At 70.2% G+C, this 26941-nt stretch carries 28 protein-coding genes; 26 read left to right on the forward strand and 2 right to left on the reverse strand.

The window, feature by feature from the left end; all coding sequences use genetic code 11:
* Positions 1 to 119 precede the first annotated feature (119 nt).
* Genes ACYU7G_RS04330 through ACYU7G_RS04365 form a run of 8 tightly spaced genes read left to right on the forward strand, consistent with a single transcriptional unit; the run spans position 120 to position 7891 of the window.
* Positions 120 to 1508, forward strand: a complete 1389-nt coding sequence (locus ACYU7G_RS04330) for a hypothetical protein (protein WP_461105163.1) — start codon at positions 120 to 122, stop codon at positions 1506 to 1508.
* Positions 1505 to 2494, forward strand: coding sequence for an HAD-IIA family hydrolase (locus tag ACYU7G_RS04335; RefSeq protein WP_461105165.1), 990 nt, complete (start codon positions 1505 to 1507; stop codon positions 2492 to 2494). The genes ACYU7G_RS04330 and ACYU7G_RS04335 overlap by 4 nt, the downstream gene beginning before the upstream one ends.
* 17 nt (positions 2495 to 2511) lie before the next feature.
* On the forward strand, positions 2512 to 2724 hold the full coding sequence (locus tag ACYU7G_RS04340; RefSeq protein WP_461105167.1) for a hypothetical protein: 213 nt from the start codon (positions 2512 to 2514) through the stop codon (positions 2722 to 2724).
* Entirely contained in the window at positions 2721 to 3437 is a 717-nt protein-coding gene (locus tag ACYU7G_RS04345) for a TlyA family RNA methyltransferase (protein ID WP_461105169.1), read from the forward strand. The genes ACYU7G_RS04340 and ACYU7G_RS04345 overlap by 4 nt, the downstream gene beginning before the upstream one ends.
* A gap of 9 nt (positions 3438 to 3446) precedes the next feature.
* On the forward strand, positions 3447 to 4346 hold the full coding sequence (locus ACYU7G_RS04350; RefSeq protein WP_461105171.1) for an NAD kinase: 900 nt from the start codon (positions 3447 to 3449) through the stop codon (positions 4344 to 4346).
* Complete coding sequence (gene recN / locus ACYU7G_RS04355) at positions 4346 to 6022, forward strand: DNA repair protein RecN (RefSeq protein WP_461105173.1); 1677 nt, start codon at positions 4346 to 4348, stop codon at positions 6020 to 6022. The genes ACYU7G_RS04350 and recN overlap by 1 nt, the downstream gene beginning before the upstream one ends.
* Positions 6023 to 6068: 46 nt before the next feature.
* Positions 6069 to 6635 (forward strand): isochorismatase family protein, encoded by a 567-nt coding sequence (locus tag ACYU7G_RS04360; protein ID WP_461105175.1) that lies wholly within the window; start codon positions 6069 to 6071, stop codon positions 6633 to 6635.
* Complete coding sequence (locus tag ACYU7G_RS04365; protein WP_461105177.1) at positions 6635 to 7891, forward strand: D-arabinono-1,4-lactone oxidase; 1257 nt, start codon at positions 6635 to 6637, stop codon at positions 7889 to 7891. Before ACYU7G_RS04360 ends, ACYU7G_RS04365 begins: the two co-directional genes overlap by 1 nt.
* A gap of 7 nt (positions 7892 to 7898) precedes the next feature.
* On the opposite strand, the gene ACYU7G_RS04370 is transcribed toward ACYU7G_RS04365, so the two are convergent.
* Positions 7899 to 8927 carry an ATP-dependent DNA ligase gene (locus ACYU7G_RS04370; protein ID WP_461105179.1) on the reverse strand — a complete coding sequence of 343 codons (1029 nt, stop codon included), beginning with the start codon at positions 8925 to 8927 and terminating at the stop codon, positions 7899 to 7901.
* 93 nt (positions 8928 to 9020) lie between these two features.
* Between ACYU7G_RS04370 and ACYU7G_RS04375 the strand changes: the two genes are divergently transcribed.
* The 11 genes from ACYU7G_RS04375 to ACYU7G_RS04425 all read left to right on the forward strand — a co-directional run bounded on the left by ACYU7G_RS04375 (position 9021) and on the right by ACYU7G_RS04425 (position 18877).
* Complete coding sequence (locus ACYU7G_RS04375) at positions 9021 to 10661, forward strand: CTP synthase (protein WP_461105181.1); 1641 nt, start codon at positions 9021 to 9023, stop codon at positions 10659 to 10661.
* Positions 10658 to 11287: an NUDIX domain-containing protein gene (locus ACYU7G_RS04380; protein WP_461105183.1), complete on the forward strand. Its 630-nt coding sequence runs from the start codon at positions 10658 to 10660 to the stop codon at positions 11285 to 11287. The genes ACYU7G_RS04375 and ACYU7G_RS04380 overlap by 4 nt, the downstream gene beginning before the upstream one ends.
* Positions 11284 to 12033, forward strand: a complete 750-nt coding sequence (locus tag ACYU7G_RS04385) for an alpha/beta hydrolase (protein WP_461105185.1) — start codon at positions 11284 to 11286, stop codon at positions 12031 to 12033. Before ACYU7G_RS04380 ends, ACYU7G_RS04385 begins: the two co-directional genes overlap by 4 nt.
* Positions 12034 to 12056: 23 nt before the next feature.
* On the forward strand, positions 12057 to 12971 hold the full coding sequence (gene xerD, locus ACYU7G_RS04390; RefSeq protein WP_461105187.1) for a site-specific tyrosine recombinase XerD: 915 nt from the start codon (positions 12057 to 12059) through the stop codon (positions 12969 to 12971).
* Positions 12972 to 13202: 231 nt separating this feature from the next.
* Positions 13203 to 14120: a hypothetical protein gene (locus ACYU7G_RS04395; protein WP_461105189.1), complete on the forward strand. Its 918-nt coding sequence runs from the start codon at positions 13203 to 13205 to the stop codon at positions 14118 to 14120.
* 211 nt (positions 14121 to 14331) lie between these two features.
* Positions 14332 to 15249 carry a ParA family protein gene (locus ACYU7G_RS04400; protein WP_461105296.1) on the forward strand — a complete coding sequence of 306 codons (918 nt, stop codon included), beginning with the start codon at positions 14332 to 14334 and terminating at the stop codon, positions 15247 to 15249.
* Entirely contained in the window at positions 15234 to 15641 is a 408-nt protein-coding gene (locus ACYU7G_RS04405) for a hypothetical protein (RefSeq protein WP_461105191.1), read from the forward strand. The genes ACYU7G_RS04400 and ACYU7G_RS04405 overlap by 16 nt, the downstream gene beginning before the upstream one ends.
* Positions 15641 to 16480 (forward strand): segregation and condensation protein A, encoded by an 840-nt coding sequence (locus tag ACYU7G_RS04410; RefSeq protein ID WP_461105193.1) that lies wholly within the window; start codon positions 15641 to 15643, stop codon positions 16478 to 16480. Before ACYU7G_RS04405 ends, ACYU7G_RS04410 begins: the two co-directional genes overlap by 1 nt.
* Complete coding sequence (gene scpB / locus ACYU7G_RS04415; protein WP_461105195.1) at positions 16477 to 17061, forward strand: SMC-Scp complex subunit ScpB; 585 nt, start codon at positions 16477 to 16479, stop codon at positions 17059 to 17061. The genes ACYU7G_RS04410 and scpB overlap by 4 nt, the downstream gene beginning before the upstream one ends.
* The gene (locus tag ACYU7G_RS04420; RefSeq protein ID WP_461105197.1) at positions 17058 to 17798 is read left to right on the forward strand and encodes a pseudouridine synthase; all 741 of its coding nucleotides are present in this window, start codon (positions 17058 to 17060) and stop codon (positions 17796 to 17798) included. Before scpB ends, ACYU7G_RS04420 begins: the two co-directional genes overlap by 4 nt.
* Positions 17799 to 17854: 56 nt before the next feature.
* Entirely contained in the window at positions 17855 to 18877 is a 1023-nt protein-coding gene (locus ACYU7G_RS04425; protein ID WP_461105199.1) for an FKBP-type peptidyl-prolyl cis-trans isomerase, read from the forward strand.
* Positions 18878 to 18889: 12 nt separating this feature from the next.
* Here ACYU7G_RS04425 and gluQRS read toward each other — a convergent pair whose 3' ends face one another.
* On the reverse strand, positions 18890 to 19831 hold the full coding sequence (gene gluQRS / locus ACYU7G_RS04430; RefSeq protein WP_461105201.1) for a tRNA glutamyl-Q(34) synthetase GluQRS: 942 nt from the start codon (positions 19829 to 19831) through the stop codon (positions 18890 to 18892).
* 56 nt (positions 19832 to 19887) lie between these two features.
* On the opposite strand from gluQRS, the gene ACYU7G_RS04435 reads away from it, so the two are divergent.
* Genes ACYU7G_RS04435 through ACYU7G_RS04465 form a run of 7 tightly spaced genes read left to right on the forward strand, consistent with a single transcriptional unit; the run spans position 19888 to position 26936 of the window.
* Positions 19888 to 20835 carry a helix-turn-helix transcriptional regulator gene (locus tag ACYU7G_RS04435; RefSeq protein ID WP_461105203.1) on the forward strand — a complete coding sequence of 316 codons (948 nt, stop codon included), beginning with the start codon at positions 19888 to 19890 and terminating at the stop codon, positions 20833 to 20835.
* Positions 20835 to 21803: a helix-turn-helix transcriptional regulator gene (locus ACYU7G_RS04440; protein WP_461105205.1), complete on the forward strand. Its 969-nt coding sequence runs from the start codon at positions 20835 to 20837 to the stop codon at positions 21801 to 21803. The genes ACYU7G_RS04435 and ACYU7G_RS04440 overlap by 1 nt, the downstream gene beginning before the upstream one ends.
* A gap of 10 nt (positions 21804 to 21813) precedes the next feature.
* Complete coding sequence (locus ACYU7G_RS04445) at positions 21814 to 22008, forward strand: hypothetical protein (RefSeq protein WP_461105207.1); 195 nt, start codon at positions 21814 to 21816, stop codon at positions 22006 to 22008.
* Positions 22009 to 22053: 45 nt separating this feature from the next.
* On the forward strand, positions 22054 to 22368 hold the full coding sequence (gene tatA / locus ACYU7G_RS04450; protein WP_461105209.1) for a twin-arginine translocase TatA/TatE family subunit: 315 nt from the start codon (positions 22054 to 22056) through the stop codon (positions 22366 to 22368).
* Between the two features lie 2 nt (positions 22369 to 22370).
* A complete protein-coding gene (gene tatC / locus ACYU7G_RS04455) occupies positions 22371 to 23243 on the forward strand; it encodes a twin-arginine translocase subunit TatC (protein ID WP_461105211.1) in 873 nt (290 codons plus the stop codon).
* The gene (locus ACYU7G_RS04460) at positions 23240 to 24157 is read left to right on the forward strand and encodes a diacylglycerol/lipid kinase family protein (protein WP_461105213.1); all 918 of its coding nucleotides are present in this window, start codon (positions 23240 to 23242) and stop codon (positions 24155 to 24157) included. The genes tatC and ACYU7G_RS04460 overlap by 4 nt, the downstream gene beginning before the upstream one ends.
* A gap of 43 nt (positions 24158 to 24200) precedes the next feature.
* On the forward strand, positions 24201 to 26936 hold the full coding sequence (locus ACYU7G_RS04465) for a DEAD/DEAH box helicase (protein ID WP_461105298.1): 2736 nt from the start codon (positions 24201 to 24203) through the stop codon (positions 26934 to 26936).
* Positions 26937 to 26941 lie beyond the last annotated feature (5 nt).

Here is a 26941-nt window from a genome sequence, read left to right on the forward strand (position 1 = left end):
AATCACCCCCTGGTTCACGCCAGGGGGTGATTTTTTGTTGGTGGAGATTTCCATGTTGGACCAGCCGTCGGGTAACGTCGGCACGCTCGATGTCAGCAGCCCTGTGGGAGAATGAACGCATGTCTGAGAACTCAACACCGGAACCCGAGGACCGCCCACGCGGCGGACGCCCGGACCGTCGCTCCGACGGCCCCCGCAGTGGTGGCCGCCCGCAGTCCGGAGGACGCGCCCCCGGCTCGCGTCCCAGCCGGGATGGGTCGGGCCCGCGCGGTGGGTCCAGGGACGGCGGACCCCATAGGCCGCGCCGCGATGGTGACTCGCGCTCCGGTGACTCGCGCGGTCCGCGCCGCGATGGCGGCTCCCGCTCCGGCAGTTCCCGGGGTCCGCGCCGCGACGGTGACTCGCGTTCCGGTGGTTTCGGGGGTCCGCGCCGTGATGACGAGTCGCGCGGTGGTTCGCGGGGACCGCGACGCGAGGGTGACTCCCGCCCCAGTGGTTTCCGGGGCCCGCGCCGTGACGAAGATTCGCGTGGTGCCTCGCGGGGACCGCGCCGCGACGGCGATTCTCGCTCCGGTGGCTTCCGCGGCCCACGCCGCGACGACGACTTCCGCGCCGACTCACGGGGACCGCGCCGGGACGAAGGCTTCAGGGACAGGGACGACCGCCGCCCACCCAGGGAGGAGGAGTACGTCCCACGTCCCGGTACCGCCCGGGCCGCTGACGAGCCGGACACCCCCACGGACTTCGACTCGTCGTTGCTGCCGGCCGGCGTCCGTGCGGAGCTGAAGGGACTTCCGAAGGAACTCGCGGACATCGTCGGTGCCCACATCCTGGCAGCCGGGGAGCTGGTGGACAGTGACCCGGAACTCGCGTTCAAGCACGCCGAGGCCGCCCGTCGCCGCGCCGGGCGAATCCCGATCGTTCGTGAGGCGGCAGCGGAGACCGCATATGCAGCTGGCCATTACGACGTGGCCCTGCGCGAGTACCGGGCCATCCGCCGGATGAACGGCGGGGACGAGTTCCTGCCGGTCATGGCGGACTGCGAGCGTGCGCTCGGTCGCCCCCGGGACGCGCTGGAACTACTCGCGAGCCTCGATCCTCGGACCAAGAACATCGGCCTGCAGATCGAGTGCCTGCTCGTGGAAGCGGGCGTGCGCGACGACCTCGGGCAGCGCGGGGAGGCCATGCGCCTGCTCAAGACGGCGATCTCCCACAAGGTGGGCCCGAGGCTGGCCCAAGCGCGCCTGCGCTACGCCTACGCCGAGTTCCTCCTCGAGGAGGGGCACTCGCAGGAGGCGCGGCGTTGGTTCGAGGCCGCCGAGAAGCTGGACGGGGAGGGCGCGCTCGACGTGACGGACCGGGTCGCTGGCATCGACGGCATCGTGCTCCCCGACGACTTCGAGATCGAGCAGGACGAGCACGAGCAGCCGCAGCCACCGGCGGACGCGGTACCGGAGCCCGTGAAGCCGGACGCGGACCAGCCCGTCGACGAGGAGCCCCAGAAGTGACGGCACTCATCAAGGCCTACGACGCGGCCCTGTTCGACCTCGACGGGGTCATCTACCTGGGGCCGCACGCGATCGACGGCGTCCCCGAGGCCCTGCAGGAACTGAGGGAGTCGGGCGCACACATCGGGTTCGTCACGAACAACGCGGCCCGCACGCCGGCGGCAGTGGCCGAACACCTGGTGGAGTTGGGGATCGAGGCCGTCGAGTCTGACGTGGTCAACAGCACACAGGCGACGCTGAGGATGCTCGCCGCAGACCTGCCGGAAGGTGCCCGGATCCTGGTGGTGGGCACCGAGGCCCTGGCCTCGCAGCTCGCGGGTGCGGGATTCACCCCGGTGCACACCCTGGCCGACGAGCCCGTGGCCGTCGTCCAGGGCTACCACCCCGAGGTCGACTGGAAACTGCTGGAACTGGGGGCGATCGCCATCCAGGGCGGCGCCGCCTGGTACGCCACCAACCCCGACATGACACGGCCCACCGAACGCGGCATCCTGCCGGGCTGCGGAGCCCAGGTGGCCGTGGTCCGCGCCTGCGTCGACGTCGATCCAAAGGTGGCCGGCAAGCCGTTCCGGCCGTTGCTGGACGAGACAGTCTTGCGGCTGCGTGCGCAGCACCCGGTGTTCGTCGGCGATCGGCTGGACACCGACATTCTCGGCGCCAACACCGTGGGGATGGAGTCCCTGTTCGTGTTCACCGGTGCCCACGGCAAGACGGACCTCGCGGCCGCCGCGCCCGAGTACCGCCCCACCCACATCTCCTGGGACGTCTCCGGCCTGCTGGCCCCGGCCCGCACCGTCGAGCTGACGGAATCCGGCGCCCGGTGCGGTGACCAGCAGCTGGAGCTCGCCGACGGCAGTGCCCGCCTGGCCACGCCCGTCGGCGACCGCGAGGAACAACTCGACGCACTCTGGGCGGCACTCCAGCTCCGCTGGCAGCAGGGAACCGACATCGCCGCCGTGCTGTCCGTCCTGGACCAGCTGCGCTGAGGATAGGCTCGGGTGCCATGACTTCACCGACGCCGAGGGACGCCACACCCGCGCTCGAGCAGCGCAAGCAACTGGTTGCGGACGCGATGGACTCGCTGGACGGGGTGGCTGAGTTGACGACGCCCGAACAGCTCGCGCGCCTCGACGAGGTCCAGGGCATCCTCGCCGCGGTGCTGAACAACCAGGACGTCAACCAGTTGGGCATCCCGGGCGTCCACGGGCAGCCGTGAGGCTCGACGTCGCGCTGGTCGCCCGCGGTCTGGTGCGCTCACGCACCCAGGCCGCCCGACTGATCGGGGACGGGCAGGTGGTGGTGGACGGCCGGGTGGCGTCGAAGCCGTCCCAGCCCGTCACGGACGGGAGCGCGATCAGCGCGGAGATCGACCCCTGGGTCTCCAGGGCTGCCCACAAGCTGCTGGGGGCGCTCGAGGACTCCGGCACTCAGGTGCACGGACGGGTGATCGACGCCGGCGCCAGCACCGGAGGCTTCACCCAGGTCTCCCTCGAGCGGGGCGCCGAGCTGGTCTACGCGTTCGACGTCGGCCACGACCAACTAGCGCCCGAGCTGGGCCAAGACCCCAGGATCGTGCGACGCGACGGCTTCAACCTGCGCGATCTCACCCTCGCAGACGTCGCGGACGAACCCGTGGACCTGGTTGTGGGGGACGTGTCGTTCATCTCACTCACCCTGCTCCTCGAACCCCTGTTCGCCGTGCTCGCGCCCCACGGGAAGGCGCTGCTGCTCGTGAAGCCGCAGTTCGAGGTGGGCCGGGCAAGGCTGGGCAGCGGCGGCGTGGTCCGCGACGAGCGGCTCCGGCAGCGGGCGGTCAGCGACGTCGTGGCCGCGGCGGAGGCCCTCGGCCTACGCTGTGACTGGCGGGGGACCAGTCGACTGCCCGGCGCGGACGGCAACGTTGAGTACTTCGTCAGGTTCACTCGATAGGCTGGGGGCGTGGAGACCCGAACCGTTGCCGTACTGCAGCACCCCGAGAGGGCGGAAGCCATCTCGGCTGCCGTCGAGTTCATCGGGCAGATGCACGACGCCGGCTTCGAGGTGCTCGTGTTCCCCGAGGAGCTGGAACGGATGCGGGAACTCGTGCCCGCGGCCAGTCTCGCCCCGCTGGGTGAGGAGCCCGCGGAGCTCGCAGTCGTCTTCGGCGGCGACGGGACGATCCTGCGTGCCGCCGAGTGGGCCCATCCCCTGCGGGTCCCGCTGCTCGGGGTCAACCTCGGACACGTGGGCTTCCTCGCGGAACTGGAGACCTCAGACATCCACGTCCTGCACGAAGCGGTGATCAACCGCGACTACGAGGTGGAGGACCGCCTCGTGCTCGAGGTCACGGTCGAGAACTCCGCCGGTGAGCGGGTCTGGGACACGTTCGCCATCAATGAGGTCTCCCTGGAGAAGCGGGCCCGCGAGAAGATGCTCAACGTCATGGTCAGCATCGACGAGCGGCCGCTCTCGCGCTGGGGATGCGACGGAGTTCTCGTGTCCACGCCCACCGGTTCCACCGCGTACGGATTCTCCGCAGGGGGGCCGGTGGTGTGGCCGGACGTGCGGGCGCTGCTCGTCATCCCGATCTCCGCGCACGCCCTGTTCAACAGCCCCATGGTGCTCAGCCCGTCGTCGAAGGTCCGGATGGACCTGCCCGCAACCGACACCCCGGGCGTCCTGTGGTGCGACGGCCGCCGCAGCGCCGACGTCGAGAGTGGCGACGTCATCCAGGTCTGGGCCGACGACACGCCACTGCACCTCGCTCGGCTCGCCCAGCAACCCTTCACCACCCGACTCGTCAAGAAGTTTGCGCTGCCCGTCAACGGTTGGCGCCGCCCCCACGAGCCAGAGGCCTGATGCTCACAGAACTGCACCTGAACGGACTCGGGGTGGTCGAGGACGCCACCGTCCCGCTCGGCCCCGGACTGACTGCCCTGACCGGTGAAACCGGTGCCGGCAAGACCATGATCGTGGCCGGCCTGGGCCTGCTGCTCGGGGCCAAGGCCGACTCCGGGGTCGTGCGCCACGGCAACGAGCGCGCCGTCGTCGAGGGCCGCTGGATCGTCGGTCCCGAACTGGCCGAACAGGTGGCCGAGCTCGGCGGGGACGTCGACGACGGGGAGGAACTGGTCTGCCGTCGACAGGTCGGCGCCAACGGTCGCTCCCGGGCCGTCGTCGGTGGGGCACAGGTGCCGGTCTCGACCCTCGCGGGCACGCTCACCGAACTCGCCACCATCCACGGGCAGTCCGAACAGATCAGGCTCTCCAGCAGCGAGCGCCAACGCGAGATTCTCGATGAGTACGCCAAGCCCGTCGGGCTGGTCCAGTACCGCGCGGACCTGGCCGAGCGCAAGCAAGTGGCTGCCGAGCTGGCCCGTCTGGTGGAGGAGGAGAGCACCCGCACCCGCGAGATCGAGCTGCTGCGTTTCGGGCTGGAGGAGATCAACGCGGTGGAGCCCGTCGACGGCGAGGACCACGCCCTGGCCACCGAGGCGTTGCGCCTGCAGGACGCGGACCACCTCAAGGAACTGGCGGCCACGGCCCAGCGCGCGCTCAGCGGCGACGAGGACGATTTCGACGCGCCCAGCGCCGTGGGCCTCCTCGACGAGGCCCGCAAGTCCGCGGAGCAACTCGCGGAACGCGACGAGACCGCAGCCGAGCTCGCCGACCGGATCCGTGAGGCCAGCTACACCCTGCACGACATCGCCTCCGAGGTGGCCAGCTATGCCACCGACCTCGTCACCGATCCCATCCGGCTCGAGGCGGTGGCCGAGCGCAGGGCCCAATTGGTGGCGCTCACCCGCAAGTACGGGCCCGAGCTCAGCGACGTCATCGACTGGGCGCGGAAGGCCGTCGAGCGGCTCGGAGAGCTGGAGGGAGCGGACGAGAGCATCGGCCGGCTCACCGAACGCGTGGCCGAACTCGACGAGCGGCTCGCCCGGGCGGCGGCGGGCATCTCGGAGGACCGGCAGCGTGCCGCCGACCAACTCAGTGAGGCAGTCAGGGCCGAACTCGCAGCGCTCGCGATGCCGCACGCCCGCCTCGAGTTCCAGCTCACCCGCACAGACCTCGGGCCGCACGGCTGGGACAAGGTGGAACTGATGTTCACCGCCAACCCCGGCTCGGCACCGGCCCCCCTGGGCAAGGTCGCCTCCGGCGGTGAGCTCTCCCGGGTCCGGCTCGCGCTCGAGGTGATCCTCGCCTCGCAGACGGGCAGCCACACCTACGTGTTCGACGAGGTCGACGCCGGTGTCGGCGGGGCCGTCGGCCTCGAGATCGGCAAGCGCCTCAAGCGGCTCGCAGCGAAGTCCCAGGTGATCGTGGTCACGCACTTGGCGCAGGTGGCCGCCTACGCCGACGCCCACTTCGTGATCGCCAAGTCCAGCGACGGCCAGGTCACCACCTCAGACATCCGTCGACTGGACGACGACGAGCGCGGCGCGGAACTGGCCCGCATGATGGGCGGCTCCGGCGAGTCCGAGGTCGGCGTCGAGCACGCCACCGAACTCCTGGGCCGCGCCCGGGGCGAGTGAACCCGGGGCGATAGGGTGGGCCCATCGCCAACACAGGGGAGCTGCAATGACGAGAGCACTCATCGTCGTCGACGTCCAGAACGACTTCTGCGAGGGCGGTTCCCTTGCCGTCGCCGGGGGAGCGGACGTGGCCGCGCGGATCAGCACGCTGCTCGCGGGGGACCACGGCTACGAGGTGGTGGTGGCAACCCGGGACCACCACATCGATCCCGGGCGCCACTTCAGCGACGAACCCGACTTCATCGATTCCTGGCCGCCGCACTGCGTCGTCGGCACCCCCGGCGTCGAGTTCCACGAGAACCTCACCTTCCGCGACTTCGACGGCGTCTTCGACAAGGGTGAGTACTCCGCCGCCTACTCCGGTTTCGAGGGCGTGGACCATTCCGCCGCGGACGTCGGCCTGGCGGAGTTCCTCCGGTCCAAGGAGGTCACCGACGTCGACATCGTCGGCATCGCCACGGACCACTGCGTGCGCGCCACCGCGGAGGACGCGCTCAGCGAGGGGTTCGACACCTCCGTCCTGCTGGACCTGACCGCAGCGGTCACCCCGGACAACGTGCCCGCCCTCGTGGATTACTGGGAAGAGGCCGGCATCTGGGTGGGAGGCCGCTGATGCCGGCAGTGGGCACCAACTGGGCCGGCAACGTCGCCTACGGTGCGAAGGAACTCCTCCTGCCCACCCACCTGGGCGAGCTGCCCGGGCTGATCACCACGGCGGACCGGCTGCGCGTGCTCGGGTCCCGGCACTCCTTCAACGACCTCGCGGACTCGCCCCACGGCCTCATTAGTTTGCAGGGAATCCCCGTGGACCTCGAGCGCGACGTGGAACTGGACGCCTCGGCACGCACCGTCCGGGTCCCCGGCTGGCTGCGCTACGGCGACATCGCGGCGCTGCTCGCAGACCGGGGCTGGGCCCTGCCCAACCTGGCATCGCTGCCGCACATCTCCATCGCCGGGGCCGTGGCCACCGGCACCCACGGCTCCGGCAACCGGATCGGTTCCCTCGCCACGCAGGTGGTGGCGCTGGATCTGGTCGACGGCACCGGGACCCACCGCCACATCGCACGCGGCGACGAGCGCTTCGAGGGTGCCGTCGTGTCCTTGGGTGCGCTGGGCGTGGTGACGCACGTCACCCTCGCCGTCGAGCCGGACTACCAGGTGGCCCAGACCGTCTATGAAGGAGCGGACTGGGACGCCGTCCTGGAGAACTTCGACGAGATCACCGGCGCCGGGGACAGCGTCAGCCTGTTCACCACCTGGCGCAGCGCGGACCTGGTGGACCAGCTCTGGGTGAAGTCCCGCTCCGGCACCGCCCCGTGGGAACCACTTTCCGGACTCGTCGCCGCCACCGGGGCCCGGCACCCGATCCCCGGCATCGACCCGCAACCCGCCACCGAGCAGCTGGGGCTCGCGGGGGCATGGTTCGACAGGCTCCCGCACTTCCGGCTGGAGTTCACGCCGTCGGCGGGGGAGGAGATCCAGAGCGAGTACCTGGTGCCCCGTGCCGAGTTCCCGGCCGCCATCGACGCCGTCCGTGCCCTGTCACCGCGGCTGTCGCCGCTGGTTCAGGTCTGCGAGGTCCGCACCGTCGCAGGGGACGACCTCTGGTTGAGCGAGGCCCACGGCGGCGACGTCGTCGGCATCCACTTCACGTGGGTGCGCGACACCGGGGCGGTCGCGGCGGTGCTGCCGGCCGTCGAGGAGGCCCTCCCGCAGACGGCCCGTCCGCACTGGGGCAAGGTGTTCGCCCGCCACGAGCGGCTCGCCGCCCTCTACCCGCGCTGGGAGGACTTCCGGGCGCTGCGAAGAAGCCTCGACCCGGAGGACCGCTTCGTCAACGCCTTCATCGAGCGGGTCGGACTGGTCTGAGGTCGGCTCAGGTGGCCAGCACCTCGGCCAGGTCGTAGGCGATCGCCCGGTCCACCTGGTCGATCCGGCAGGACTCCGGGTCCCGGTCCGGCCGGAACCTCAGGAACGTGGCCGCGTGCCGGAACCGGTTGCCCTCGAGCTGGTCGAACGCCACCTCCACCACGATCTCCGGCGACAGCGGCACCCAGGACTGGTCGCGCCCGGCGGAGAACCGGGAGGCCGGCGCCTCGAGCCCGGGGTCGGCCTCCTCCAGCACCAGCGGCTGCAACTCCTCCAGCAGCTCGCGCCGCATCTTCATGGGGAAGCCGACGATGCCGCCCATGCGGTGGAGTTCGCCGTCGTCGCCGTACATCGCCAGCAGCAGCGAGCCGACCCCCTCGCCGCTCTTGTGCACCCGGTAGCCCACCACCACAGCCTCGGCGGTCCGCTTGTGCTTGATCTTCAGCATCGAACGCTTGCCCTGCTCGTAGGTGCCGTCCAGGCGCTTGGCCACCACGCCGTCGAGCCCGGCGCCCTCGAACCGCGCGAACCAGTCCTTCGCTACGGCGGGGTCACGGGTGACGGCGCTCAGGTGGAGGCTGGGGTGGAGTTCGGCTTCGAACAACTCCTCGAGCCTCGCCCGTCGCTCGGTCCAGGGGCGGCCGGTCCAGTCGTCGTCGCCGAGGGCGAGCAGGTCGAAGCAGACCAGCTCGGCCGGGAACTGCTCGGACAGCATCCGCACCCGGCTCTCGGCGGGGTGGATGCGTTGGCTCAGGACGTCCCATGAGAGGCGCTCGGCCCCCGGATCCCCGACCCGTTCGATCACCTCCGCGTCCAGGATGCAACGCTCGGGCAGCGAGGCGACGGCGGGCAGGAGTTCGGGGAAGTACCTCGTCAGCGGCTTCTTGCCGCGGCTCCCCAACTCAAGGGTGTCACCGTCGCGGATGATGATGCAGCGGTAACCGTCCCACTTCGGCTCGTAGGCGAAGTCCCCGACGGGCACCTCGTCGACGCCCTTGGCGAGCATCGGGTCGATGGGCAACTCCAGTGGCAGCATCCCCCCATCCTGTCACCCCGGGACGTAACGATGGTGTTAAAAGGTTCCCCTCGATGATGGCGATCGCGGGGCCGAGCCGTAGGCTGGAGGTCCGTGGAGCACACCAAGAACACCAAGCACGTATTCGTCACCGGGGGCGTCGTCTCGTCGCTCGGCAAGGGGCTCACGGCCTCCAGCCTCGGCAACCTGCTCGTGGCGCGCGGCCTGCGCGTGACCATGCAGAAGCTCGATCCCTACCTCAACGTGGACCCGGGGACCATGAACCCGTTCCAGCACGGGGAGGTCTTCGTCACCGAGGACGGGGCCGAGACTGACCTGGACATCGGGCACTACGAACGCTTCCTGGACGTGAACCTGTCCGCCGAGGCCAACATCACCACCGGCAAGGTCTACTCGTCGGTGATCGCCAAGGAACGCCGCGGCGACTACCTGGGCGACACCGTCCAGGTCATCCCGCACGTCACCAACGAGATCCGGGACTCGATGCTGGCGATGGCCGGCCCCGACATCGACGTCGTGATCCACGAGATCGGCGGTACCGTCGGCGACATCGAGTCCCAGCCGTTCCTCGAGGCCGCCCGCCAGGTGCGCCACGTCGTCGGCAGGGACCACGTGTTCTTCCTCCACGTCTCGCTGGTTCCCTACATCAAGCCCTCCGGCGAGATGAAGACCAAGCCCACCCAGCACTCCGTCGCGGCGCTGCGGCAGGTGGGCATCCAGCCCGACGCCATCGTGTGCCGCTCCGCCTACGAGGTGGAGGCCGGCCTCAAGCGCAAGATCGCCCTGATGTGCGACGTCGAGGAGGAGGCCGTGATCTCCTGCGCCGACGCGCCGTCGATCTACGCCATCCCCAAGGTGCTGCACGCCGAGGGGCTCGACGCCTACCTGGTGCGCCGCCTCAACCTCAGCTTCCGGGACGTGGACTGGGACACCTGGGGCAACCTGCTGGAGCGGGTCGAGTCGCCCCGCGCCGAGGTCACCGTCGCGTTGGTCGGCAAGTACGTGGACCTGCCCGACGCGTACCTCTCGGTCACCGAGGCCCTGCGGGCCGGTGGCTTCGCCAACTGGGCGAAGGTCAACATCAGGTGGGTGGCCTCCGACGACTGCGACACCCCCGAGGGGGCGGCGGCCCAGCTCGGCGACGTCGACGCGATCTGCGTCCCCGGAGGTTTCGGGATCCGCGGCGTCGAGGGGAAGCTCGGAGCCCTCACCCACGCACGCGAGCACGGCATCCCCACCCTCGGTCTGTGCCTGGGCCTGCAGTGCATGGTGATCGAGGCCGCGCGCAACCTGGCCGACATCGACGGTGCCGCGTCGTCCGAGTTCGAGCCCGAGGCCGCCCACCCCGTGATCGCCACCATGGCGGAGCAGGTGGCCATCGTCGACGGCGGGGGAGACCTGGGCGGTTCGATGCGGCTCGGCTCCTATCCGGCGCAGCTGGCGGAGGGGTCGCTCGTGCGCTCCCTCTACGGCAGCGCCGAGGTCACCGAACGCCACCGCCACCGCTACGAGGTCAACAATGCCTACCGCGCCCAGCTGGAGGCCGCCGGGCTGGTCGTCTCCGGCGTCTCCCCGGACTCCTCGCTGGTGGAGTTCGTCGAGCTCCCCACCGACGTGCACCCCTTCTACGTCGCCACCCAGGCCCACCCGGAGCTGAAGTCGCGGCCCAACCGTGCCCACCCCCTGTTCGCGGGGCTGGTGAGGGCGGCGCTGGACCGTAAGCTGTCGGCATGATCGCTGACAAGCCCACCGACTGGCAGGTTCGTGACCGCGACGTCCTCGGGAGGGGCTGGGTCTCCAACTTCGTGAACGAGACCGTGATCACCCCCTCCGGCGACGCCGTGCAGCGCCAGTACCTGACCCATCCGGGGGCCGTCGCGGTGGTGGCCTGGGACGAGGACCGCGACGCCGTGGTGGTGCTGCGCCAGTACCGCCACCCCGTCCGCATGGAACTGGTGGAGATCCCGGCCGGGCTGATCGACGCCGACGACGCCCACTGGGTGGACGCCGCCCGTCGCGAACTCGCGGAGGAGGTCGAACTCGGCGCCGACGACTGGCGCGTGCTCGTCGACTTCTGCACCACGCCCGGATCCTCCCAGGAGTCGCTGCGCGTCTACCTGGCCAGGGGGGTCTCCGCCGCCGCGCGCCCGGACGGCTTCGTCCTCGAAGGGGAGGAGGCCCACATGACGTGGGACTGGGTGGACCGGGCGGAGCTCACCAGGGCCGTGTTCGAGGGCCGGTGCCAGAACCCGAGCCTCGTCGCCGGCGTCCTGGCGCTGGAGGCCGCCATCCTCGGCGGCCGGCTGGACTCGCTCCGCCCCGCGGACGCGCCCTGGCCGATTCGCGACCAGCGCCCATGACCGCCCGGCGTCGGGCCGGCCGAATCCTGACCGGGGTCCTTGGCTCGCTCGGGGCGCTGCTGGCGCTGCTCGTGATCGGGATGCTCGTGTGGAGCCAGGTGGGCGTCCTCGCGGCCGAGCCCGAGCCGCTGGCCGCGGTCCAGGGCGACCCCGCCGTGGAGGTCAGCGACGTGGGCGGTGCACTGGTCCTCGCCCTGGCCGGGGAGACTGCCGGCGCCGGTCTGGTGTTCATCCCCGGTGGGAAGGTGGAGGCCGAGGCCTACGTCGCCCGGCTGGCCGGGGTGGTGGCCGAGGAGGGCGTCACCGTCGTCATCACCCGGCCCTGGCTGAACCTGGCCTTCTTCGACCTGCGCGGACTCGACTCGTTCACCCGACTGGCGCCCGACGTCGACACCTGGCTCGTCGGCGGCCACTCCCTGGGCGGGGTCCGGGCCTGCTCACTCGCCGAGGACGCCGAGGCTCTGGTCCTGTTCGCCTCCTACTGCGCCACCGACCTGTCCGCATCCGGCATCCCGGTGCTCAGCATCTCCGGCTCGGAAGACGGCCTGTCCACCCCCGCCAAGATCTCCGACGCCGCCCACCTGCTGCCCGAGGACGCCGAGTTCGTCGAGATCGCGGGGGCGAGCCACGCCTCCTTCGGCGACTACGGGCCGCAGTCCGGCGACGGCACTCCCACGATCGGTGACGACGAGATGTCGGCCGAGGTCACCCGGCTATTGGCCGAGCTGGTGGCGTCGCTGCGCTGAGGGCGCCGATACGATCTGTTGCCATGGCCAACCTGGACGACGTCGTCGCCGACTACCTCGGGCACGTGCGCGTCGAGCGCGGGCTCGCCGCCAACACCGTCGCCGCCTACCGGCGCGACCTCGCCCGGTACGTGCTGTTCCTGCGGGAACGGGGGATCGAGGACCTCTCGGGGGTGACGCTCGTGGAACTGTCGGAGTTCGTGCGGGAACTGTCCCCCCAGGTGGCGCGCGCATCCGTGGCCCGCGTCGTCGTGTCCGTGCGCAACCTCCACGCGTTCGCGCACGAGGAGGGCCTCACCCCGGCCAACCCGGCCCTCGAACTGCACCCGCCCAAGCTGGAGCAGCGGCTGCCGAAGGCACTCACCGTCGCCGAGGTGCAGGACCTGCTCGACGCACCCGACCGCGACGACGTCGTCGGCCTGCGCGACGCCGTCCTGCTGGAGTTGCTGTACGGGACCGGCGCGCGCATCTCCGAGGTCTGCGCCCTCGACGTCGACGACCTCACCGCCGTCCTCGACGACAACGACGCCGGGCTGCGGCTGCTGGGCAAGGGCGGCAAGGAGCGCATCGTGCCTCTGGGCAGCTACGCCCGCGCCGCCGTCGACGCCTACCTGGTGCGCGGCCGCCCCGTCCTGGCCGAGCGTGCCCGTCGCGCCCAGCCCGCCCTGCTGCTGAACCAGCGCGGCGGGCGCCTCTCGCGGCAGTCCGCGTGGGCCGTGATCGGCGCCACCGCCGAGCGCGCCGGCATCAGCACCGAGGTCTCGCCGCACTCCCTGCGCCACTCGTTCGCCACCCACCTCCTCGACGGCGGCGCCGACGTCCGCGTGGTGCAGGAGCTCCTGGGCCACGCCTCCGTCGCCACCACCCAGATCTACACACTGGTGACGATCGACAGCCTGCGTGAGGTCTACCTCGGTGCGCACCCCCGCGCCCGCTGACGTCGGCGCGGCGGACAAGGCGGCCGGGCGCGCGCCCACGCAGCCAGACGCTACCCCTGACGCTAGACGCTACCTGGAGCGTTATCCGCTACCGCCATGGCGGTAGCGTCTGAGTCCTGGGTAGCTTCCACGACCGAGCCGCGCGACGTCGTAGGGCCGCTCACGCTCGAATTTTCCACAGTCTCGCGATCATGGGTTGCGGAGGCCTGCGCGACGGGCTGGAATCGGACGATGAACGAGGACCGGCAGTTCACCCACGCACAGTTGCTGACGAACGGGCTACAGGAAGCCGACATCAGGGCCCGGCTGCGCACCGGCGCGCTAGTCCGGGTCCGACGAGGCGTCTATCGACTCCCCACTGAACTGGATCGGGTGGGTGAGCACCTGCACCTGGTGCGAGCCACAGCCGAGAAGGTGCACGATGGCAACGTCCTGAGCCACTGGTCCGCCGCGTGCGTCCATGGCCTGCCCGTCCCGTGGGCGAGTCTGGGACGCGTGAGCATGACCCGTCGGAGCAAGTCCCACGGCAGGGCCAGTGCCTACCTGCGAACGTTCGCGTTGCCGCTCGAGGACGATGAGGTGACCGTGGTGGACGGGCAGCGGGTTACCACCTGGGCACGCACCGTCGCAGATCTGGCACGGACGCTCCCATACGAGTGGGGCGTTGCAGCATGCGATGCAGGACTGCGGGCCGAAGTCAGCAGGGAGGAGTTGGAAGCCGCGTTGGGGCGTCATGGTCGGCTGCGAGGTCTGCCGGTGGCGCGACGTGCGCTCGCCTTCGCGGACGCCCGCGCCGAGTCGCCGGCTGAATCGTTGAGCCGGGTCCAGTTCGCGCGCTTCGGAGTCCCGATGCCGGACCTGCAGGTGAAGATCCGTGACGCCGCGGGGGAGTTGGTCGCCAGAGCCGACTTCCTGTGGGACGAGCACAAGTTGGTGGGGGAGGTCGACGGCAAGTGGAAGTACGGTCAGTTGCTCAAGCCGGGGGTCACTCCTGAGGACGCGATCATGGCTGAGAAGGAGCGTGAGGAAGCCCTCCGCGGTGAGGGGTACTGGCCCGTGAGATGGGGCTGGACCCTGGCCAACGACGGTCCCGGACTTGCGCGGCGCGTGCGGCGAGCGATGGACTGGCAGGGGCGGATGGCGGCCTGACGGGTGGTGTCGCGCCAGACGCTACCGCCAGCACCAACCGCCCACGCCCATGGCGGTAGCGTCTGCGCCATTGGTAGCGTCCGCGGGACGGGTAGCGTCGGGAGCACCCATCCAACCGCAATCGTTCGTCGACGCCGCGTGCCTAGGTGGGCCGAGGGGCACTAGGGTGGTCCAATAGTCGACAAGGAGGCATCCCGTGACCGAAGAGGGCCTGTTCAGCGATGGCACAGCGAAGTTCGAGGTCCCCGACGCACCGGGGACCTCCACGCTCGTGGACACCGGGGAGATCGGGCCCACCGGACGACCGCTGCCGACGTTCCCGCAGCCGGCGCCGCCGGATCCAGACCGGCGGATGCACGCCCAGGTCATCTCGATGTGCAACCAGAAGGGTGGCGTGGGCAAGACCACCACAACCATCAACTTGGGTGCTGCCATCGCGGAGTTGGGCTACAAGGTGCTGCTCGTGGACTTCGACCCGCAGGGCTCGCTGTCGGTGGGGCTGGGCGTCAACCCGCACACCCTCGACAAGAGCATCTACAACCTGCTGCTGAGCAAGCAGTACACCGCCGACGAGGTGATCCGCGAGTCGACGGTGCCGGACCTCGACATCCTGCCGAGCAACATCGACCTGTCGGCCGCCGAGGTGCAACTGGTCAGTGAGGTGGCCCGCGAGCAGACCCTCACCAGGGTGCTGCGGCACCTGCGCTCGCAGTACGACTTCATCCTCATCGACTGCGCACCCAGCCTCGGCCTGCTCACCATCAACGCGCTCACCGCCAGCGACTACGTCCTGATGCCCCTGGAGTGCGAGTTCTTCGCCCTGCGCGGCATCGCGCTGCTCACCGACACCATCTCCAAGGTCTCGGACCGGCTGAACCCGGACCTGGAGATCCTCGGCATCCTCGGCACCATGTACGACTCGCGCACCCTGCACGCCCGCGAAGTGCTGGAGCGCGTGGTGCAGGCGTTCGGCGACGACGTGTTCCACACCGTCATCCGCCGCACGGTGAAGTTCCCGGAGACGACGGTAGCCGGCGAGCCGATCACCACCTACGCCTCCGCATCCCCCGGCGCCGACGCCTACCGCCAGCTCGCGCGGGAGGTGCTGCAGCGATGCCAGGACCAGTGAGGAAGGGCCGGGCCACGCTGCCCGGGGCCAACGAACTGTTCCGCCCCACCCGGGCACAGAGAGCCGCCGCCGAGCGTGCCAGCACACCCCGGGAGGCCTCCGACAAGCCCGTCGACGGCGAGGAGCGCACGGCGAAGCGCACCAAGCAACCCGCCTCGCCGACCCCGACCCCCGCCGCCACCGGCCGCGTCCGCCACGACCAGAAGATCACCGTCTACTTCTCATCCGAGGAACTCTTCGCCCTCGAGGACGCGACGCTGAACCTGAAGCGGCACCACGGCCTCGCCCTGGACCGGGGCCGGCTGGTGCGCACGGCCGTCGCGCTCGCCCTGGCCGACGTCGCGGAGAACGGTGAGGAATCCGCCGTCGTGGAAGAACTGCGCCGGCAGTGATGAGCAAGCGGGGCAAGGCGCAGGCCCGCCCCGAGCACCAGGACCAGGTGGCCGGTTTCGACGTCCACCTGGACAACTTCGAGGGGCCCTTCGACCTGTTGCTGCAGCTCATCGGGCGTCGTGAACTCGACGTCACCACCGTCGCCCTGAGCCAGGTCACCGACGAGTTCATCGCCTACGTGAAGGCCGGCGGCGAGGTCTGGGACCTGGACAAGACCAGCTCCTTCCTGCTGGTGGCGGCCACCCTCCTGGACCTGAAGGCGGCCCGGCTGCTGCCCGGCGGTGAGGTGACCGAGCCGGAGGACCTGGCAGCGCTCGAGGCCCGCGACCTGCTGTTCGCCCGCCTCCTGCAGTACCGCGCCTTCAAGCAGCTCGCCGACTGGGTGGCCGGCAACATCGACGCCGCCAGCCTCACCCACTGGCGCCCCGGTGGCCTGGAGGAGCAGTTCCGCTCGGTCCTGCCGGAGGTGGAGCTGCCCATCGGGCCCGACGACGTCGCCCGCCTCGCAGCCACCGCCCTGACTCCGAAACCCGAACCCACCGTCGAACTGACCCACCTGCACGGCGCCAACGTCAGCGTCGTGGACCAGGTGGCGCAGGTCTCGCGCCGGCTCCGGGAATCCGGGTCGCTGACGTTCCGGGCCCTGGTCGACGGATGCGACCGGCTCACCACCGTCGTGCGCTTCTTGTCCATCCTCGAGCTGTTCCGCGCCCGCCAGGTGGCCTTCGAACAGGCCGGGGCGCTCACCGAGCTCCACATCCGTTGGGTGGGTGGCGAGGACGCCGAACTGCCCGACGTCGAAGAGTACGACCAACTGCCGCAACCGGAGGACCGATGAGCCTTTCCCGCGCACTCGAGGCCATGCTTCTGATGGCCACTGAACCCGTCACCTCGGCAGAACTCGCGGCCGCGCTCGAGGTTCCCGAGGCGGAGGTGGTCTCGGAACTGGAGGCGATCGCCCGGCACTACGTGGACACCGAGCGCGGCTTCGAGCTGCGACGTGTCGCGGGCGGGTGGCGGCTGGCCACGGCCGAGGACCTTTCCGAGGTGATCGAGGCCTGGGTGGTCTCCGACCAGCGGGCCCGCCTCAGCCAGGCGGCGCTAGAGACCCTGTCCGTGATCGCCTACCTGCAGCCCGTCACCCGGGGCCGGATCGCCGGCATCCGTGGCGTGAACGTCGACGGCGTGGTCAAGACCCTCCTCGTGCGCGGACTGATCGCCGAGGCGGGGGAGGACCCCACCAGCGGCGCCATGACCTTCACCACGACGGCGCTGTTCCTGCAGAAACTCGGGCTCGACTCCCTGCAGGAACTGCCCGACTTGGCCCCACTACTGCCCGACGCCGTAGCCTTGGAGGCTGAGCTCAGCAGGCTCGTAGGAGAACAACCGGTCGAGGACCATCCCCAGGAGGACGAATGAACGCCACCGAGCCCGAGGGCATCCGGCTGCAGAAGGTGCTGGCCGCCGCGGGGATCGCCTCCCGCAGGGCCAGCGAGATCCTTATCGACGAGGGCCGGGTGGAGGTCAACGGGAAGGTCGTCACCGAACAGGGCATGCGGGTGGACCCGGAGCGCGACACCATCCGCGTCGACGGCTCCCGCATCCCGCCGCCGCGCCGTCACCTCTACGTGTTGCTCAACAAGCCGCGCGGTGTCGTGTCCACGCTGGAGGACCCCGAGGGCCGCCCCACCCTCAGCGACTACCTGCCCCGCACCAAGGAGCGGCTGTTCCACGTCGGACGCCTGGACACCGACACCGAGGGCCTGATCATCCTCACCAACGACGGCGACTTCGCCCACAAGCTGGCCCACCCGTCGTACGAGATCCCCAAGACCTACCTCGCCGAGGTGGCCGGCAACGTCGAGAACCGCACCATCAAGCGGCTGGAGAAGGGCATCACCCTCGAGGACGGGCCCGTCCGCCCTGACCGTGTCTCCCTGAAGACCAGGGGCGACGGCCGCAGCCTGCTGACCGTCACCCTGCACGAGGGCCGCAACCGGATCGTGCGCCGCATGATGGACTCCGTCGGCCACCCCGTGGACAGGCTGGCGCGCGTTGCCATCGGCCCGGTGCGCCTCGGCTCCCTCAAGGTGGGCACCACCCGAGAGCTGACCCGCGAGGAGCTGGGCTCGCTGCTGGACCTGATCGACGGCTGACAAGGGGTTTGATCCTGGTTCTGGGGTGCTAGGGAGGTTCGGGTAGGATTCCCGGCGTGAGTTTCACCCGTGATCTGTTCCGTCCTCGCCGCGCGTTCGTGGCAATCGCCGCAATCGCCGGACTCGGGCTCAGCGCCTGTGGCCAGGCCAGCACCGACGGCACCCCCACCCCGGACCCGGAGACCACCAGCACGGCCAGTGCCGGCGAGTCGCCGAGTGCCAGCCCGTCCCCGAGCGTGACCATCACGCCGTCCGCGGACCTGGAGGCCATCACTGTCTCCGAGGGGGACGTGCCCGAGGTCACCGTTCCGGCTCCGTGGGCCATCGACGAGACCCGCACGAAGGTCCTGACACCCGCGGCCGACGGCGCCCAAGTGCTCACGGAGACCAGCACGGTGAGCCTGAACTACGCGGGCTACAACGGCCGCACCGGCGAGATGTTCGACAGCTCCTGGGAGCGCGGGGCCGCCACGTCCTTCTCGCTGCAGGAGGTCGTGCCCGGCTTCGCGAAGGGACTGGCCGGCCAGAGCGTAGGGTCCCGCGTCCTGATCGGGATGCCGTCTGAGGACGGCTACGCCCAGGGCAACCCCAATGCGGGCATTGAGGTGGGCGACTCGCTGGTGTTCGTCGTCGACATCATCAGCGCGAACTTCGAGGAGGCCACCGGCGCCCCGGTGGAGCCCGCCGCCGAACTGCCCGTCGTGGACATGACCAGCGGCACCCCCGAACTGGCCGCGCCGGCCGGGGAGGCACCCGCCGAACTCGTCGTCCAGCCCCTCATCGAGGGCGCCGGCACCGCGACCGTGGGGGAGGGCTCCACCATCCAGGTGAAGTACCGCTCCTGGGTGTGGGCCACCGGTGAACTGCTCGAGGACGCCTGGCGGCCGCAGCAGGGACCACTCGACTCGCTGATCGAGGGCTGGAAGCAGGGGCTCGACGGCCTGCCGACGGGCACCCGCGTCATGCTCGTGGTGCCGCCGGAGCTGGCCTACCCCGACGGTGACGCCCAGACCGGACTCGACGCCGGCCAGACCCTGGTCTACGTCATCGACATCCTGGACGCCACCACCGCGTCCTGAACCGGCGCGGGCTCACTGCCCGCGCAGCCGCCCCTCGGCGTCGTGCCACACGGCACCGCGCCAGAAGGGGCCACCCGCCTCCGGCAGGCCGCGCTCGGGCATTGCGCCCAGCGCGGCCTCCGTCGTCTCGTGCCTGCCCAGACCCAGCGACGACGTGAGCTCGGCCAGCACCCGGCGCGAATCCCAGCCCCGCTCGGCGAGGTCTCCGAGGGTGACGGAACCGTCGCGCTTGGCCAGGCGTGCACCGTCGGTGTTGGTGACCAGTCCGACGTGGGCATAGTCCGGGGGCGTGCCACCCAGCTGGCTGGCCAGCCACGCCTGCCTGGGGGCCGACGTGAGCAGGTCCGCGCCGCGGGTGACGCGCGTGACGCCCTGCGCGAGGTCGTCGACGGTGACGGCCAGGTTGTAGGAGTGGGCGCCGTCGCCGCGGACCAGGACGAAGTCGTCCACCAACCCGGTGACCTCACCGAGCTGGAGGTCGTGGACCGTGAAGGCTGCTCCCTCCGCCCGCACCCGGATGGCGGCGGGCCGCTCCTCGCGGCGCCGGGCAACCTCGGCGGCGCCGAGCCGGGCACACGTTCCCGGGTAGGGCCGGTAGCCGTCGTCGTGGGGTGCGGACGACGCCTCGGCGATCTCTCGCCGGGTGCAGAAGCACTCGTAGGTCCGATCCGCGAGCGAGCTGACGGCCTCGGCGTAGGCGTCGCGGCGCTGTGACTGCCACACCACCTCGCCGTCCCAGCCCAGCCCCAGCGCCGAGAGGTCGTCGAGTTGCTGCTGTGCCACCCCGCCTGCCGCCCGGACGCGGGCCTCGTCCAGGTCCTCCACCCGCATCAGCCACCGGCCACCGGCGCTGCGGGTCAGCAACCACCCGGCCAGGGCGGTGCGCAGGTTCCCGAGGTGCAGCCGGGACGTCGGGCTGGGGGCGTAGCGGTCGATGACTGACACGCCCCCCATTGTGGCCCGGGCCCCGACCACCGTGCGATAACCTTCGCGGCAGGAAGGGGTGTTCGGTGAGGAAGGCCAAGTCAGAGCGGTTGATCAACCTGCTCATCCTGTTGTTGCACTCGCGCAGCTACGTCACCCGCACGCAGATCCGGGAGGCCATCGAGGGCTACTCCGGCCAGAGCGACCAGGCCTTCGAGCGCATGTTCGAGCGCGACAAGGACGAACTGCGTGCCGCCGGGGTCCCGATCGTGACCGGTTCCAACCACGCAGACTCCGAGGAGCAGGACGGCTACCGCGTCCTCCGCTCCGAGTTCGAGCTGCCGCCGGTCTCGTTCACGCCGGAGGAACAGGCGGTGCTCGGGGCCGCGAACTCGGTGTGGCAGGAGAGCATCGCCGCACAGCGCACCACCGAGGCCATCGAGACGCTCCGGGCCGCCGGCGCGGACCCGGACCCGTACCGGCTGGACACGCTGCGCCCGCGGATCCCCGCCGAGCCCGGCTTCGACGAGCTGCTGCGGGCCCTGCACGAGCAGCGCGTCGTCACGTTCGGCTACCGCGGCGAGCAGCGCCGGGTGCAGCCCTGGCGGCTGCAGCAGCGCGGCGGCCGTTGGTTCCTGCTCGGCTTCGACCTGGACCGCGACGCCCCCAGGCACTTCAAGTTGGCCCGGTTCGCCGGTGCCGTGAAGCCCGTCGGGAAGCCGCACGCGTTCCAGCCGCCCGACGTCGAGACGCTGGAGCAGCTGCTGCAGGCCGACGTGCCGGACGAGACCGCCACCGCCATCGTGGCGCTGCGTGAAGGCAGCGGTGGGGACCTGCGACGCAGCGCCGAGCCGGTGGCCTGGGAGGGGCCGCTGCCGGAGGGCTTCCGCGCCTACGGCGTCACCCGGCCGCGCACCGGACTGATCGTCGATGAGGTGTGCGCCCTGGGCGCCGACGCCGTCCTGCTGGAGCCCCGGCAACTGCGCGAGCGTGTCGTCGCGCGGCTCACCGGGATCGTGGAGAGGTGGGGATGATGGCCAACCCCTCCCAGGTGGCACGACTGCTGAACCTGATCCCATACCTGCAGACCCGCGAGCACGCCGAGGTCTCCGAGGTGGCGCGCGACTTCGGTGTCACGGGCAAGCAGATCCTCGCCGACCTCGAGGTGCTGCAGTTCTGCGGCCTGCCCGAGGGCTACTACGACGACCTCTTCCACGTCGACCTCGAGGCTGCCCGCGAGGACGGCTTCATCTCCTTCCGCAACGCCGAGGTGCTGACCCGCCCCCGCCGGTTGCGGGTGGACGAGGCCACCAGCCTGCTGCTGGCCCTCGAGGCCCTCTTGGAGATTTCCGGGGGCGAGGACCCCCACGCCCGCAGCGCCATCGCGAAACTGCGCGGGGTGCTGGGAGACGTCGACACCTCGGTCTCGGTGGACGTGGCAGGAGGGCGCCCGGAACATCGGGAGGCGCTCCGCAGGGCGATCGACGAGCACCAAGTGGTGGAACTCACCTACACCCCCCAGCGCGGCGGCGAGACGTCCATCCTCGTGGAGCCTGTCCTGCTGCGCGTGGTCGACGGCGTCACCTACCTGGAGGGCTGGAGCCGGTTCCGCGACGACTGGCGTTCCTACCGGCTGGACCGGATCGACGACGTGGCCACCACGGGGGAGGAGTTCGAGCCCAGGCCGGACCCGCCGTCGGCCGACTCGCCCTGGTTCGAGGAGGCCGAGCAGCTCACCCTTGAACTGGACCCCCGCGCCGCTTGGGTCCTGGAGTACTTCCCGGTCACCAGCAGTGAGCGTTCCGAGGATCACATCTGGGTAACTTTCCCCGTCGGTTCCCGGGACTGGGCCACGGCGCTCCTGCTGCGTCTGGGAGCCCAGGTCAGGAACGTCTCCGACGGCGACGTGGCTGCCGCGGCGGCCCGGGAGGCGGCCGCGGCGCTCGAACTGTACGCCCCCGGCGGCGGGCCCGATGCGGGGGATCCGGCCTCGTCCGGGTAGCATTCGACGCGTGATCTGGGTCTACGTTTTCCTGGGCATCGGCCTGGCAGGACTGGTAACCGCGATCTCCTATGCCGTGTGGCTCGCCCACAAGGCCTCTGACCTGTACAGCGAGGTACGAATGCTGGGGCGCAGGGCCGAGGAGGCGAGCGAACTGCTGGCACGCATCCAGTTGCCCGCGGAACGCACGACTACACTCGACTGAGCAAGCTAGCCCGGGGGATTACGTCCCGGGGAAAGAAGGAATGAAATGCCTGGTGGATGGGAATGGATCATCATCCTGGCCATCGCGCTGCTGTTGTTCGGCGGTTCGCGTCTGGCCGGTCTCGGCAAGGGCGTCGGACGCTCTATCCGTGAGTTCAAAGAAGAGGTCAAGACCGACGCCGTCGAGGAGAAGAAGGACCCCGAGGTCGTCGACGCCGAGATCGTGCAGCAGCAGCCCGCACCGCGTCAGGACCCCGCGCAGATCGACAGCCGTGCCCAGGACCTCGAGGCCCGTGAGCGTGAGCTCGCAGCCCGCGAGGAGGAACTGCGTCGTCAGCGCGAAGCTGAGACCGGGATCTGACAATGGCCACCACCGCCGCTGAGCCCGACGCGGAGAAGCGTCGGCTCAGTTGGCTGCGCCCTCCCAAGATGGAGGAGGGCGGCACGATGGCGCTCATGGACCACCTGCGGGAGGTCCGCTACCGGGTGACCATCAGCGCGATCGCCATCGTGTTGACCTCGCTCGGTTCGATCTTCTTCTACCGCGAACTGGTCCAGTTCATCATGCAGCCGTACTACACGGCTCAGGCGCAGGTGCTCGAGGCGAATCCGGCGGCGGAGTTGATGATCACCAACGACGGCGTGATCGCCCCCTTCACGCTCGCGGTTATCGCCTGTGTGATGGCTGGTCTGGTGCTTGCGTGCCCGGTCTGGATGTACCAGATCTGGGCGTTCGTCGCGCCGGGGCTCGTGACCCAGGAGAAGAAGTACATCCTCGGGTTCCTGGGGGCAGCCGTGCCCCTGTTCGTGCTCGGGTGCGCAGTCGGGTACTGGGTCTGGCCCAAGGGCATCGCCGTGATGCTGGGATTCACTCCCAAGGACATGGAAATCGTCAACCTCCTCGAGATGACGGCGTTCCTGTCCATGGAGATCAAGATCATCCTCGTGTTCGGCATCTCGTTCCTGCTGCCGGTCATCCTCGTGGCGCTCAACATCGCCGGGATCGTCAAGGGGTACCAGTTGGGCAGGGCCCGCCGGTTCGTGATCTTCGGGACGTTCGTCTTCGCCGCTGTGGCGACGCCGTCCACCGATCCCTTCTCGATGTTGGCCCTGTCGCTGCCGATGACAGTCCTGTACTTCGTGGCCGAGATCGTCTGTCGGATGCTCGACAAGAAGAAGGGCATCACCGAGGAGAGCGCCTCGGAGTTCGCCGTCGACGTCGAGGACGGTAAGTGACGCACCAGCTGGCGAAGCCGCGGCTGTACACGGTCATCGTCAACGAGCGCTCCGGCGGGGGCAGGGCCGGGCGGCAACTCCCGAAGGTGGTGCGCTACCTGCACGACCACCTGCCCACGGCCGAACTGCACATCGTGCGCTCGGAGTCCTTCGAGGACGCGGAGAAGTCCTGCCGGGCCGCGGCCAACGCCTGCCGTGAGGGCGACGCTGTGATCGTCATGGGTGGCGACGGCATGGCCCACCTGGGGTTCAACGCCTGCGCCAACACCGAGGCCACCCTCGGCATAATCCCCGCGGGAACCGGCAATGACTTCGCCCGCGGCGTCGGCCTGCCGAAGTCCGTCGAGCAGTGCGTCGCGGTGATCGCGGCCGGCCGGACCCGCCGCGTCGACCTGTCCCGGGTCGCCAACGACACCTACCCCGAACGCTTCGTCGGCGCCGTGGTCTCCAGCGGCTACGATGCCCGCGTCAACCGGGCCACCAACGACATCCACCTGCGTTTCGGCCCCCTCAGCTACGGCTACATCGCCCTGCGTGAACTGCGGGACTTCTCACCCCTGAACTACCGGCTCAGCATCGACGGTGTGCAGCGGCAGCAGGAGGCCATGCTCGTGGCGGTGTGCAACACCGGCATGTTCGGCGGCGGCATGAAGATCTCGCCCGACGCCGACCCCTGCGACGGCCTCCTGGACGTCACCATCGTGCACCCCGTCAGCCGCACCACCCTGCTGCGGCTGCTGCCCATGATGTACACCGGCGGCTTCACCAAGAACCCCGCGGTCGAGCAGTTGCGGGCGGAGCGGATCGAGATCGCGGGCGAGGACCTGTTCGTGATGGGCGACGGCGAGGAACTCGGCTCCGTCCCGGTCACGGTCAGCGCCGAGGCCGGCGCACTTGCCGTCTTCGTGCCCTGAGCGCTGCTACGTTGACAAGGTGAGTGACGTTCCCTCGGCCGCACTGGACCAACGCGTCGTCGAGTTCGCCGACAGCTACGAGTTCGGCCTCGACGAGTACCAGCTCGACGGCTGCCAGGCCCTCGCCGACGGCGGGGGAGTCCTCGTCGCGGCACCCACCGGCGCCGGCAAGACCGTCATCGGCGAGTTCGCCGTCTTCCTGGCGGTGCAGGAGTCGCGCAAGTGCTTCTACACCACCCCCATCAAGGCACTCTCGAATCAGAAGTACCACGACCTGGTGGACCGATACGGCCCGGACCGGGTGGGCCTCCTCACCGGGGACTCCTCCATCAACCCGGACGCGCAGGTGGTGGTGATGACCACCGAGGTGCTGCGCAACATGATCTACGCCAACTCCCCGACGCTGGGGAACCTCGGCTACGTCGTGATGGACGAGGTGCACTACCTGGCGGACCGGTTCCGCGGCGCCGTCTGGGAGGAGGTCATCCTCGGCCTCGACGACTCCGTGGCCATCGTCGCCCTGTCCGCCACGGTCAGCAACGTGGAGAGCTTCGGCGAGTGGCTGCGCACCGTGCGCGGCGAGTTCTCCGTGGTGGTCTCGGAGCGTCGCCCCGTACCCCTGTTCCAGCACGTGATGGTGGGTGACAAGCTCCTCGACCTGTTCGACGGGGTGGCCCCCACCGCGCAGGAACTACCGTCCGAGCGGATGGCCCGGGTCAACAAGGAACTGCTGCAGGTCAGCAAGTCCGAGGCCTTCCGGGTCCGCGACGACTCCCGTCGCCCCCGCGGCCGCTCCGGCCGCGGCAAGTCGCACCACGGGCGCGGCTCCGGCAGCTACGGCGGCGCCACCCATCCCAGGTTCGCCACGAAACCCATCCGCCGCGCGGACATGGCCCGGGTGCTGGCGCGGGCCAAGCTGCTGCCGGCGATCTGCTTCATCTTCTCCCGGGTCGGCTGCGACGCCGCGGTCGGCCAGGTGATGGGCTCCGGTGTGGTGCTCACCAGCCGCGAGGAGGCCCGGGCGCTGGGCGAGATCGCGGACCGGCACGTGGCCGGGCTCTCCTTCGAGGACCTGGAGGCGCTGCGCTACGAGGACTTCCGGCAGGCGTTCTGCGCCGGCGTCGCCGCCCACCACGCCGGCCAACTGCCCGCCTTCAAGGCCATCGTGGAGGAGGGCTTCGTCACCGGCGCCCTCAAACTGGTCTTCGCCACCGAGACCCTCGCCCTCGGCATCAACATGCCCGCCCGCACCGTCGTGCTCGAGAAGCTGACCAAGTACAACGGCGAGGCCCACGTGGACATCACCCCCGGGGAGTACACGCAGCTCACCGGGCGCGCGGGCAGGCGGGGGATCGACACCCGCGGCCACGCCGTCGTGCTGTGGCAGTCCGGCATGGACCCCCGGGCGGTGGCAGGCCTCGCTTCGCGACGCACCTATCCCCTGAAGTCCAGCTTCGCCCCCACGTACAACATGGCGGTGAACCTCACCTCCATCCTGGGCCGGGAGGACGCCCGCGAGATCCTCAACCAGAGCTTCGCCCAGTTCCAGACCGACAAGTCCGTGGTGGAGGCCACCCGCTCCGGACGCCAGGTCACCGAGGACCTCACCGACGCCCGCCAGGCCATCGAGTGCCACCTGGGTGACTTCATGTCGTACGCAAACATCCGGGAGGAGATCTCGCAGCTGGAGAACAGCTCCGCCAAGCAGCGGCGCGCCCAGTGGAAGAGTGACGTCGAGTCGGCCCTGCGGCGCCTGGTGCCCGGGGACGTCATCCACGTCCCGAAGCAGGACTGGTGCGTCGTGCTGGCCGTCAGCAACAAGGAGGCCGGTGCCCAGGTCATCTCCGCAGACCACACGGTGCTGCGCATCCGGCCGCACGACCTGGTGACCATCCCGCAACCCGTCACCCGGATCCGGGTACCGCGTGGCTTCAAGCTCTCGGACCGCAAGTCACGCCGCAACCTGCTCGGCTCGATGTCCGACAGGCTCGCCTCCGTCGACCCGGACGAGCCGCAGCCGGAGCCCAACCCTTCCGACGAGGAACAGGCCCAGCGGATCTCCGAGCTCCGGCGTGAGCTCCGGTCCCATCCCTGTCACGAGTGCGAGGACCGCGAGACCCACGCCGTCGCAGCCGCGAAGGTGATCAGGCTGGAGCGGGAGGTGGCGCGCCAGCAGGCCAAGCTGGCCGGCCGGACCAACTCGCTGGCATTCCAGTTCGACGCAGTCTGCGGCGTGCTGGCCGAACTCGGCTACCTCGACGGGGACGAACTCACCGACGCCGGGCGGATGCTGCGCCGCATCTACAACGAGCTGGACCTGGTGGCCGCCGAATGCGTCCGCCGCGACGTCTTCCACGGCCTCGACGCCCCCCAACTGGCCGCAGTGCTGTCAACTCTGCTCTACGAGTCCCGGCCCAGCCGCGACGCGCCCACACCCCGCATGCCCGACGCCGCCAGCGAGCGCGCCCAGTCGGAACTGCGGCAGGTGTGGCTCGAGGTGGGCCGCCTCGAGCGGCAGCACCGCCTTGACCGCGGCCGCGAGCCCGACATCGGGTTCTCCGAGGTGGCCTGGCGGTGGGCCAGCGGCCAGGACCTGGCCAAGGTGCTGCGCGAGGGCCAACTCTCCGCCGGTGACTTCGTGCGCTGGGTGCGGCAGGTCATCGACTTCGCCGGCCAGCTGGCCAACGCCGTCGGTCCCGGAGACCTGCGGCGCACCTGCCGCGAGGTGGTGGCCGCCATGCGCCGCGGCGTCGTGGACGCAGACATCGACGAGGACTAGCACGC

It is taken from the genome of Tessaracoccus terricola, assembly GCF_054776555.1.

Coding starts and splice junctions, on each gene's coding strand:
- ACYU7G_RS04330 (WP_461105163.1), top strand. CDS start 120: ATGTCTGAGAACTCAACACCGGAACCCGAGGACCGCCCACGCGGCGGA.
- ACYU7G_RS04395 (WP_461105189.1), top strand. CDS start 13,203: ATGAACGAGGACCGGCAGTTCACCCACGCACAGTTGCTGACGAACGGG.
- scpB (WP_461105195.1), top strand. CDS start 16,477: ATGAGCCTTTCCCGCGCACTCGAGGCCATGCTTCTGATGGCCACTGAA.
- ACYU7G_RS04440 (WP_461105205.1), top strand. CDS start 20,835: ATGGCCAACCCCTCCCAGGTGGCACGACTGCTGAACCTGATCCCATAC.
- ACYU7G_RS04365 (WP_461105177.1), top strand. CDS start 6,635: ATGCCGGCAGTGGGCACCAACTGGGCCGGCAACGTCGCCTACGGTGCG.
- ACYU7G_RS04360 (WP_461105175.1), top strand. CDS start 6,069: ATGACGAGAGCACTCATCGTCGTCGACGTCCAGAACGACTTCTGCGAG.
- tatC (WP_461105211.1), top strand. CDS start 22,371: ATGGCCACCACCGCCGCTGAGCCCGACGCGGAGAAGCGTCGGCTCAGT.
- ACYU7G_RS04385 (WP_461105185.1), top strand. CDS start 11,284: ATGACCGCCCGGCGTCGGGCCGGCCGAATCCTGACCGGGGTCCTTGGC.
- ACYU7G_RS04340 (WP_461105167.1), top strand. CDS start 2,512: ATGACTTCACCGACGCCGAGGGACGCCACACCCGCGCTCGAGCAGCGC.
- tatA (WP_461105209.1), top strand. CDS start 22,054: ATGCCTGGTGGATGGGAATGGATCATCATCCTGGCCATCGCGCTGCTG.
- ACYU7G_RS04420 (WP_461105197.1), top strand. CDS start 17,058: ATGAACGCCACCGAGCCCGAGGGCATCCGGCTGCAGAAGGTGCTGGCC.
- ACYU7G_RS04380 (WP_461105183.1), top strand. CDS start 10,658: ATGATCGCTGACAAGCCCACCGACTGGCAGGTTCGTGACCGCGACGTC.
- xerD (WP_461105187.1), top strand. CDS start 12,057: ATGGCCAACCTGGACGACGTCGTCGCCGACTACCTCGGGCACGTGCGC.
- recN (WP_461105173.1), top strand. CDS start 4,346: ATGCTCACAGAACTGCACCTGAACGGACTCGGGGTGGTCGAGGACGCC.
- gluQRS (WP_461105201.1), bottom strand. CDS start 19,831: ATGGGGGGCGTGTCAGTCATCGACCGCTACGCCCCCAGCCCGACGTCC.
- ACYU7G_RS04410 (WP_461105193.1), top strand. CDS start 15,641: ATGAGCAAGCGGGGCAAGGCGCAGGCCCGCCCCGAGCACCAGGACCAG.
- ACYU7G_RS04405 (WP_461105191.1), top strand. CDS start 15,234: ATGCCAGGACCAGTGAGGAAGGGCCGGGCCACGCTGCCCGGGGCCAAC.
- ACYU7G_RS04370 (WP_461105179.1), bottom strand. CDS start 8,927: ATGCTGCCACTGGAGTTGCCCATCGACCCGATGCTCGCCAAGGGCGTC.